Consider the following 8,836-nt stretch of genomic DNA (forward strand, 5'->3'; position numbering starts at 1 on the left):
GTCGATCATGGCGGTCGCGACGGCCACCGCGACCGCGGCGGCATCCGGGCCCGTCGCCTCCCGCATCGCCCCCAGCAGCAGGTCGGCGAGGTCGTGCACGTCCGCCGAGGCCGCCTCGGGTGGGACGGGATCGGCCCTGGCCGCGTCGGCCAGTGCGGCGACCCCGAGGCCGGTCAGGACCGGGCGCCCGTTCGGCTCCAGCAGGACGTCGTCCCGCTCGAGCCGGCCGTGCACGATGCCGACCGCGTGCGCGGCGGCCAGCGCCTGCGCGACCGGCAGGCCGACGGTGACGACCTCGCCCGGATCCAGCTCGCCGCGCAGCGCCAACAGCCGGGCGAGGCTGATCGCGCCGACGACCGGCTCGGTGATCAGCGCCAGCCCCTCCGCCGTGGGCAGCACCGCCACGACCGGACTGAGGTGCGGGTGCTCCAGCTCCGCCAACGCCCGGGCCGCGGCGACCGCCGCCGAACGCAGCACCGGGTCGGGAGCCAGACGCACCCGGCGCACGACGCACTCGATCCCGGACTGGTCGAACTGACCCGCCCAGAGCTCGCCGGAGCCTGCGTCCCGCAGCCGGGAACGCACGCTCACCCCCGGCACCTCGGGTACCCCGCCGACGCGCCGCGCCGGCCTGTCCGCGGAATCGTCGGTGAAGGTCACAGGTAGCGACGCTAGGCTCAATCAGGGTGGGTCTGCATTGTTCTTCGTCCGGTTGTGGATAACTTTTTACGATCACTTCTGCGGCGGCCGCCTCCCCCGCACCGGTCCGAGTTGGGACCTGCCTGGTCACGGCGGGTGCGGGCCGACGCCGGGCGGGACTGCGCGGCGGACCTGCCGGACACGACCGGAAACCTGGCGGCGATGTTCGGCCCCCGCGGCGGAGCGGATGCGCGGATGGCGGACAATCCTCCGACCGGGTCCGGACGGCAGTGCGCCCGACCGACGAGCCAGCGGGAGACCGGAGTGCAGATCCTCGCCACCAGCGGCGGTTTCCTTCCCGACGGCCGGTACGGCGCGAAGGTCGGGCCGATCCTGACCCACGCGATCGACCTGGCCGGGGCCGGCCCGCGGCCCCGGGTCTGCCTGCTGCAGACCGCGCTGGGCGACGACCAGAGCGCCTACGCCCGTGGCTACGCCGCGTTCAACCGCGACCGGCCCGACGTGCGGGTCTCGCACCTGGCGCTGTTCCCCATGCCGAACATCCCGGACATCCGCGGCCATCTGCTGGCCCAGGACGTGATCTGGGTCGGCGGGGGCAGCGTGGCGAACCTCCTCGCGGTCTGGGCGACGCACGGGCTGGGCGAGATCCTGCGCGAGGCGTGGGAGGCCGGCGTCGTCCTCGGCGGTGTCTCGGCCGGCTCCCTGTGCTGGCATGTCGGCGGCACCACCGACTCGTTCGGGCCGGACCTGCGGCCGGTCACGAACGGGCTGGGCCTGCTGCCGTTCAGCAACACGCCGCACTACAACTCCGAGCCGGGCCGCCGCCCGCTGTACCAGCGGCTCGTCGCCGACGGGACGCTGCCGGCCGGCTGGGCGACCGACGACGGTGTCGGGCTGCACTTTCGCGGCACCGACCTGGTGGAGGCCGTCGCCGACCGGCCAGGCGTGCACGCCTGGCGGGTCGAACGCGGCCCCGACGGCGCTGCCGTCGAGACCCCGGTCGTGCCCCGTCTGCTCCCCGGCGCGGGCGTAGGCTAAATGGCGTGGATGTTCTGAGGCTTTCCGTGGTCCCCTACCGCGAAGCGTGGGACATGCAACGATCCCTCGCCGAGGCCCGCGTCGCCGACGAGGTGGACGACACCGTCATCCTGGTGGAGCACCCCAGCGTCTACACCGCGGGCCGGCGTACGCAGCCCTTCGAACGGCCGCTGGACGGTACCGAGGTCGTCGACGTCGACCGCGGCGGCAAGATTACCTGGCACGGCCCGGGGCAGCTCGTCGGCTACCCGATCGTCAAGCTGCCTCGCCCCCTGGACGTCGTCGCCTACGTGCGCGCCCTCGAGGAGGCCCTCATCGACTCCTGCGCCGAGTTCGGGCTGGCGACCCGCCGGGTCGAGGGCCGCAGCGGCGTCTGGACGATGGACGGCCGTCGCAAGGTCGCCGCGATCGGCGTGCGGGTCCGGCAGGCGGTGACCACCCACGGCTTTGCGCTGACCTGCTCGTCGGACCTGGGCGCCTTCGGGCAGATCGTCCCCTGTGGCATCTCCGACGCCGGGGTGACGAGCCTGTCCGCGGAACTCGGCCGGGCGGTGACCGTCGCCGAGGCCCGGCCGGTCGTCGAGCGGCACACCCTGGCGGTGCTCGCCCGCTACCTCGGCGGGCGCAACCTCGGCGATCGCGTCACCGCGCGGGTCGAGGCGGCCGACCCGCCCCCGGTGTCCCCGGCGCAGCCGAAGCCCGGAACCGAGCGGATGGAGCTGGTCGGATGAGCGCGGTCGCCCCCGAGGGACGCCCCCTGCTGCGCCTGGAGGCGCGCAACGCGCAGACGCCGATCGAGCGCAAGCCGCCGTGGATCCGCACCCGGATGCGCACCGGCCCGGAGTACTCCGACCTCAAGGGGCTGGTGCGGGCCGCCGGGCTGCACACGGTGTGCGAAGAGGCCGGCTGCCCGAACATCTACGAATGCTGGGAAGACCGGGAGGCGACCTTCCTGATCGGCGGGGACGTCTGCACCCGGCGGTGCGACTTCTGCCAGATCGACTCGGGCCGGCCCACCCCGCTGGACCGGGACGAGCCGCGGCGGGTGGCGGAGTCCGTACGCACGATGGGGCTGCGCTACACGACCGTCACCGGCGTCGCCCGCGACGACCTGGCCGACGGAGGCTCCTGGCTGTATGCGGAGACCGTCCGCCAGATCCACGCGCTGGCTGCCGATACCGGGGTCGAGGTGCTCATTCCTGACTTCGGCGGGCGGGCCGAGCAGCTCGACGAGGTCTTCGGCACCGCTCCCGAGGTCCTCGCCCACAACCTCGAGACGGTACCGCGGATCTTCAAGCGGATCCGGCCGGCGTTCCGCTACGAGCGCTCCCTCGACGTGCTACGGCAGGCCCGCGCGGCCGGGCTGGTCACGAAGTCGAACCTGATCCTCGGCCTCGGCGAGACCGGCGAGGAGATCCACGAGGCCATGCGGGACCTGCGCGCCGCCGGCTGCGAACTACTCACCGTCACCCAGTATCTGCGGCCCACGCCTCGCCACCACCCGGTGGAGCGTTGGGTGCGCCCCGAGGAGTTCCTCGACTGGGAGCGCGTCGGCGCCGAGATGGGCTTCTCCGGCGTCATGTCCGGGCCGCTCGTGCGCTCGTCCTATCGGGCCGGTCGGCTCTACCAGCAGGCGATCACGGCTCGTGGCGAGGGCCACACCGTGATGCCCGAACTCCCCGAAAGTGTGCTGGAAACCTCTCACACGCAGTGACGGGCACGCTGGTGGGGTTCCCTCGGACGAGCTAGGCTACTCATCGTAGCGTCACCCCCTTGTCACGAGGGGGGTCTCTGCCTGGCCCATCATCGAGGTGTGCGCCCACGACCGTGCCGGGAGGTCGTTCCCATCGTGCTCCGTTCACTGCTCAGCGTCTTCGAAGAAGCGACTCTGCTCGTGCTGCCGCATGGCGGGCAGAAGACCGCGCGACGCAACGCCTGGCGCGCAGCCGCCGACCTGCACGTCACATCCGGTTACCGATGGGTCGACCCCGTGTCGGTGGCGCCGGTGTCGGTGGCGCCCGTGTCGGTGGCTCGGGCCGCGCCCGGACCCGACGCGCGCGCGAGCATCCCGGGCGCCGAGGGCGCCGCACGGATCTCTCGTCTGGCCGGCCTGGGCGGCGGCGCGACCACCGCCCGCATCGGCGCGGCCGTCCGCGGGCTGCCGCGGATGGTCGCTGCCCAGAGCTGATTCCCGACCCTGCCGGCCGCCGCCCCGCCGGCCGGCTGGGTCGCGCAATCCCGTGGACCGCTCGGGGGTATCGCAACGGATGATCCCGGTGGACGCGCCGGCCGCGCTGTGGCGAGCGGCCAGGCCGTAGGCTCGCGGTCATGGCACTGAGGAAGCAGCCGAGGGACACCGCGGGATCGTCGACCCCCGCGGCGGCGGCGGGCAGGAATGCGGCAGCGGGCGGGAAGAACGACGGTAGCCGGGGCGGTGGTTCGGGCCGCGGTGGCGGTGCGGGCCGCAGCGGCGGTGCGGGCGCGGGCGGCGCCGCGGAGGGGACCGGTTTCGCGGCCCGTCTCGCGCAGTTGCGGGTGGTCTTCAAGATCACTCGCCAGCGCGATCCGCAGGTGCTCTGGTTCACCCTGGCGGCCCTCTTCGTCCCGCTCGTGATCGGCGTTCTGCTCGGCATCTTCGTCGGGCCGCTCTATGTGTGGATCCCCCTCGCCATCCTGCTCGGCGTCGTGGTCGCCCTGAACGTGTTCAGCCGCCGCGTCCAGCGCACCGCCTACGCGGAGATGGAGGGCAAGCCCGGAGCCGCCGCCGGCGTGGTCGACCGGATGCGCGGCGACTGGCGGATCACTCCCGCGGTCGGCGTGAACCGCCACCAGGACGTTGTGCACCGAGTCGTCTCCCGCGCCGGCGTGGTCATCATCGCGGAGGGCCGCGGCCGCGGGCCGAGGGAGCTGCTCGTCGCGGAGAAGCGCCGCATCCGCAAGGTCGTCGGCGACACCCCGGTGACCGACATCATCGTCGGCACCGGCGAGGGCGAGACGCCGTTGCCGAAGCTTCAGGGCACGCTGATGCGGCTGCGCCGGACCCTGCGCCGCGGGGAGGTCGACGCCCTCGACCGCCGGCTGCGCGCCTTGGGCGGCGCGGCCCTGCCGATCCCGAAGGGTCCGATCCCCCGCAACGTGCCCCGGGGTGGCCGCCTTCGCTGACCCGCGCCAGGACCCGTCAGCCGCGCGACCCGACCCCGATACCCGGGCCGGGTCGCGGCCGCACCCACCCCGCCGCCGGCCCGGCCCTGGTTCGGCTCTAGGTGACCGGGTCCGCGCGAGGTGGGTCCCGCACGACCACGGTCCCGGCCGCACGGTCATGTAGGCCGCGCTGGTCGCGGTCCCAGATGAGCACGGGCACCAGCAGGGCCAGCAGCAGGGTGCGCACCCCGATCCAGGGCCAGGACTGCCGGCCGCGGTCACGCAGCCGGATCACCCGCATGCCCAACAACCGCATGCCGATCGTCTGGCCGCCGGTGCTGACGAGAATGAACTCCTCCAGCAGGAACACCAGGTAGATCGCCAGGCCGCGGACGTCGCCGGCGGAACCGAGCCCGGCCACGTACAGCACGCCGACGATCAGGTTCGCCACGACCGCGTCGATGAGGTAGGCACCCAGCCGCGGCCCGAAGCCCACGACCGAGCCGCGGCCCTCCGCCGGCAGCCCCAGCCGGACGCCCGGCGGGGAGTCCCGGGGCAGACCAGGCCCTTCGAGCCAGCCTCCAAGTGCTCGTCCCACGACGCAAGCTTATCCGCCGCACCGAGCTGCACCCAACGGTTCACCAAGGGTGATAAAGTGCGCTGCTGTAACACAAACGAAACGACTTCGTGATGTCGCGGGTCCGCCGAGGCATGACCGAAGACACATCGACATGCCGTAACCTACAGGCGTGATGAGCGTGACGGGACGCTGGAGGTCGAATGTTCACAAAAGCCGAGGACGTGCTCCGTTATATTCGCGATGAGGACGTGCAGTTCATCGATGTACGATTCTGTGATCTGCCCGGAATCATGCAGCACTTCACTATTCCGACGCAGGTCTTCGCCGAGTCGGTCTTCACCGACGGGTTGATGTTCGACGGCTCCTCAATTCGAGGTTTCCAGGCCATCCACGAGTCCGACATGCTGTTGCTGCCGGACCCGCAGACCGCCTTCGTGGACCCTTTCCGTGAACACAAGACCCTCGCGATGACATTCTTCATCCACGATCCGATCACGAAGGAGCAGTACTCTCGGGACCCGCGGAACATCGCCAAGAAGGCGGAGACGTACCTGCGTGGTACCGGCATCGCCGACACAGCCTATTTCGGGCCGGAGGCGGAGTTCTACATCTTCGACGACGTCCGCTACGACTACAACCCCTACGGGTCGATGCACCAGGTCGACTCGGTCGAGGCCGCCTGGAACACCGCCCGGAAGGAAGAGGGCGGCAACCTCGGTTACAAGCCCCGATTCAAGGGCGGCTATTTCCCGGTCCCGCCGACCGACCACTTCACGGACCTCCGCTCGGAGATGACCCGGGTCCTCTACGAGACCGGCATCACCGTCGAGATGCAGCACCATGAGGTCGGCACCGCCGGGCAGGCAGAGATCGACATCCGCTACGACACGCTGTTGAAGACCGCGGACAACCTGATGCTCTACAAGTACGTCATCCGCAACGTCGCCCGCAGCCGGGGCAAGACCGTCACCTTCATGCCGAAGCCCCTGTTCGAGGACAACGGCTCGGGCATGCACGTGCACTCCAGCCTGTGGAAGGACGGCGAGCCGCTGTTCTACAGCCCCAACGGCTACGGTGGCCTGTCGGACACGGCGCGCTACTACATCGGCGGCCTGCTGCACCACGCGCCGGCGCTGCTGGCGTTCACCAACCCGACCACGAACTCCTATCGCCGACTGGTCCCCGGCTACGAGGCACCGGTCAACCTCGTCTACTCGGCGCGGAACCGCTCCGCGTGCTGCCGCATCCCGCTCGGCGGCGACTCGCCCAAGGCGAAGAGGGTCGAGTTCCGCGTCCCGGACCCGAGCTGCAACCCGTATCTGGCCTTCGCCGCCATGCTCATGGCCGGGCTGGACGGCATCCGCAACAAGATTGACCCGCCGGACCCGATCGACAAGGACCTCTACGAGCTCCCGCCGGATGAGCTGGCCGCGGTTCCGCAGGTTCCCGGCTCGCTGGAGAAGGTGCTCGACGCCCTTGAGGAGGACAACGATTTCCTCCGCGAGGGCGACGTCTTCACCACCGATCTGATCGAGACTTGGCTGGAGTACAAGCGGCTCAACGAGGTCGACGCCATCCGGCTCCGGCCGCACCCGTACGAGTTCACCCTCTACTACGACATCTGACCGACAGCGTCGCGTCCGCCGCACGGCCGGGTCGAGAAACCCGGCCGCGCGGCCGGGGCGGCGCGCGCACCGGTCGAGAGCCGGCGGAGATATCCGCCGGCCGTCTCCAGGCCCCGTTCAGCGGCGGCCCGGCGGGGCCTCCCGCGTGGTCGCCGGCACCCGCCGAGCAAAATACTCCGTGCTGTCGGGGCGGGACCGGAAAAATCGACGCCCACCACCTTGGGACGGCCGGCCGAACGGCTTCGGTGAACCAATGCCCTGGTCCGGCCGTCAATACCTTCTGTGACGCACCAGAGATGAAGAATTAACAATCACGGAACGGGGCGGTAACGGGGCCCGACGAAGCTCCGACCGAACCCTCCCGTCCACCGCGGCCTGGGTCGGCCTCCCCCAGGCCGATCACGAAGTCGCTCCGTTCCGTGCAGGACCAACCACGGGGAGTATTGAGTGAGCAAGGCCGAATCCATTCAGGCCGAATACATCTGGATCGACGGCACCGAGCCGGAGCCCCTGATGCGCAGCAAGACCCGCATCATCAAGAAGGGCAAGGACCCGGAGATCTGGGGCTTCGACGGCTCGAGCACCAACCAGGCGCCGGGCTCGAACTCGGACTGCGTGCTGCGTCCCGTCTTCGTCACGCCCGACCCGATCCGGGGTGGCGACAACATCCTGGTGCTGTGCGAGGTCGAGCTGACCGACTTCACGCCCCACCCGACGAACACCCGGGCGGCCACCCGCGCCGTCGCCGAGAAGTACGCCGACATGTCGCCGATGTTCGGCATCGAACAGGAGTACACCTTCTTCAAGGACGGCCGCCCGTACGGCTGGCCGGAGGTCGGGTACCCCGCGCCGCAGGGTCCTTACTACTGCGGCGTCGGCGGCTCGAAGATGCCCGGCCGCGAGATCGTCGAGCGGCACACCCAGGCGTGCCTCGACGCCGGCCTCGCCATCGAGGGCACCAACGCCGAGGTCATGATGGGCCAGTGGGAGTTCCAGATCGGCGTCCTGCCGGCGCCCGCCATCGGCGACCAGATCTGGCTGGGCCGCTGGCTGCTCCACCGCATCGCCGAGGACTACGGCGTCGAGGTGTCCTTCGCCGCGAAGCCGATCCCCGGTGACTGGAACGGTGCGGGCGCGCACACCAACTTCTCCACCAAGCAGACGATGGAGGGCTGGGACGCCATCGTCGCGTGCTGCGAGGCGCTCGGCACCCGCGTCATGGAGCACGTCACCCACTACGGCAGCGGCATCCAGGACCGGTTGACCGGCAAGCACGAGACCGCCCCCTGGAACAAGTACTCCTGGGGCGCGTCGGACCGCGGCGCCTCGGTCCGCATTCCCTGGGCCGTCGAGAAGGCCAAGAAGGGCTGGCTGGAGGACCGTCGACCGAACGCGAACATGGACCCGTACCTGGTCACCGCGCTCATCGTCGACACCTGCTGCAGCGCCCTGGCCGGCGACAAGCCGACCCTGTTCGTGCCGTCGCAGACCACTGCGGCGCCCGCCGAGGTGAGCGTCTGAGCCTGGCCGACACGGCTGGGCAGACATCGCGTCATGGCCGGGGCGCTCGCGCGGGGGAGCGTCGGCGCCCCGATCCCCCGGTTCCCGCAACGGTGCGCACCGCGCGGCGTGAGGTGGCAGGCGACAGGCCGGCCGTCCGAGGCTTCCCTCGGGCTGCCGGCCGTTCGGCGTTCCGAGTCGGGCGGCGGGCTCAGCCGAACTCGGCGGTCCGCTCCCGCGCGAAGACGTCCGCGACGACCGCCTCGGCCCGCGTCGCCAGCCGCCGGTACTC

Annotated in this window: 9 protein-coding genes; 7 read left to right on the forward strand and 2 right to left on the reverse strand. The window is 71.1% G+C overall.

What is annotated here, in order from left to right; translation table 11 throughout:
- A partial coding sequence (locus ND748_RS18580; RefSeq protein WP_374215970.1) for a protein kinase occupies positions 1-591 on the reverse strand: 591 nt, incomplete at its 3' end.
- A 372-nt stretch (positions 592-963) separates the two neighbouring features.
- Here ND748_RS18580 and ND748_RS18585 point away from each other — a divergent pair.
- From ND748_RS18585 to ND748_RS18605, 5 genes are all read left to right on the forward strand, one after another.
- Complete coding sequence (locus tag ND748_RS18585) at positions 964-1,698, forward strand: peptidase E (RefSeq protein WP_251747204.1); 735 nt, start codon at positions 964-966, stop codon at positions 1,696-1,698.
- A gap of 5 nt (positions 1,699-1,703) precedes the next feature.
- Positions 1,704-2,429, forward strand: coding sequence for a lipoyl(octanoyl) transferase LipB (gene lipB, locus ND748_RS18590; RefSeq protein ID WP_251747187.1), 726 nt, complete (start codon positions 1,704-1,706; stop codon positions 2,427-2,429).
- On the forward strand, positions 2,426-3,412 hold the full coding sequence (gene lipA, locus ND748_RS18595) for a lipoyl synthase (RefSeq protein WP_251747189.1): 987 nt from the start codon (positions 2,426-2,428) through the stop codon (positions 3,410-3,412). The genes lipB and lipA overlap by 4 nt, the downstream gene beginning before the upstream one ends.
- A gap of 135 nt (positions 3,413-3,547) precedes the next feature.
- Positions 3,548-3,886, forward strand: coding sequence for a hypothetical protein (locus ND748_RS18600; RefSeq protein ID WP_251747191.1), 339 nt, complete (start codon positions 3,548-3,550; stop codon positions 3,884-3,886).
- 140 nt (positions 3,887-4,026) lie between these two features.
- A complete protein-coding gene (locus ND748_RS18605) occupies positions 4,027-4,860 on the forward strand; it encodes a DUF4191 domain-containing protein (protein WP_251747193.1) in 834 nt (277 codons plus the stop codon).
- Positions 4,861-4,957: 97 nt separating this feature from the next.
- Here the strand turns inward: ND748_RS18605 and ND748_RS18610 are convergent, their stop codons facing one another.
- A complete protein-coding gene (locus ND748_RS18610) occupies positions 4,958-5,437 on the reverse strand; it encodes an RDD family protein (RefSeq protein WP_251747195.1) in 480 nt (159 codons plus the stop codon).
- A 182-nt stretch (positions 5,438-5,619) separates the two neighbouring features.
- Here ND748_RS18610 and glnA point away from each other — a divergent pair, with 182 nt between their 5' ends.
- On the forward strand, positions 5,620-7,044 hold the full coding sequence (glnA, locus tag ND748_RS18615; protein WP_251747197.1) for a type I glutamate--ammonia ligase: 1,425 nt from the start codon (positions 5,620-5,622) through the stop codon (positions 7,042-7,044).
- A gap of 447 nt (positions 7,045-7,491) precedes the next feature.
- The gene (gene glnII, locus ND748_RS18620) at positions 7,492-8,565 is read left to right on the forward strand and encodes a glutamine synthetase GlnII (protein WP_308205660.1); all 1,074 of its coding nucleotides are present in this window, start codon (positions 7,492-7,494) and stop codon (positions 8,563-8,565) included.
- Positions 8,566-8,836: the final 271 nt, after the last annotated feature.

Origin of the sequence: Frankia sp. AiPs1 (assembly GCF_023716945.1) — a bacterium.
Classification (GTDB): Bacteria; Actinomycetota; Actinomycetes; order Frankiales; family Frankiaceae; genus Frankia.

Excerpts from the sequence above, each read along its gene's own strand:
- glnA (WP_251747197.1), top strand. The coding sequence starts at position 5,620 with ATGTTCACAAAAGCCGAGGACGTGCTCCGTTATATTCGCGATGAGGAC.
- ND748_RS18605 (WP_251747193.1), top strand. The coding sequence starts at position 4,027 with ATGGCACTGAGGAAGCAGCCGAGGGACACCGCGGGATCGTCGACCCCC.
- lipA (WP_251747189.1), top strand. The coding sequence starts at position 2,426 with ATGAGCGCGGTCGCCCCCGAGGGACGCCCCCTGCTGCGCCTGGAGGCG.